The sequence below is a fragment of the Pseudoalteromonas sp. 19-MNA-CIBAN-0066 genome, assembly GCF_040308705.1.
Classification (GTDB): domain Bacteria; phylum Pseudomonadota; class Gammaproteobacteria; order Enterobacterales; family Alteromonadaceae; genus Pseudoalteromonas; species Pseudoalteromonas nigrifaciens.
Genome location: NZ_JBEONZ010000200.1, coordinates 1 through 274 on the forward strand (window position 1 = coordinate 1; position 274 = coordinate 274).

1 protein-coding gene is annotated in these 274 nt (G+C 40.1%); it reads right to left on the reverse strand.

Going from position 1 to position 274, the window contains the following annotated elements:
* A partial coding sequence (locus AAEZ18_RS18810; RefSeq protein WP_352255923.1) for a MotA/TolQ/ExbB proton channel family protein occupies positions 1-272 on the reverse strand: 272 nt, incomplete at its 3' end.
* Between the last annotated feature and the right edge of the window lie 2 nt (positions 273-274).

Sequence of the window (274 nt, forward strand, 5' to 3'; positions counted from 1 at the left end):
GGCGTAACCGCTTGATTAGTTTCGGCAATGCGTTTAAACATAACGACCAACCCCCACACAGTACCAAGTAACCCCATTAAAGGGCTTAAAGAGGCCAATAAACTCAATATGTTTAGCCGTTTTCGCCAATCAATTAAGCAGTCTTGTAAATACAATTGGCACCATTGAAGACGTTGCTCACTGTGCAGCAACTGCTTAGCTTGCAGCGTAATTGCAAATTGACTTGTACCTAGTTTATGTTGCTTTAATTGCCACTTAGCAATAATTAAAATAG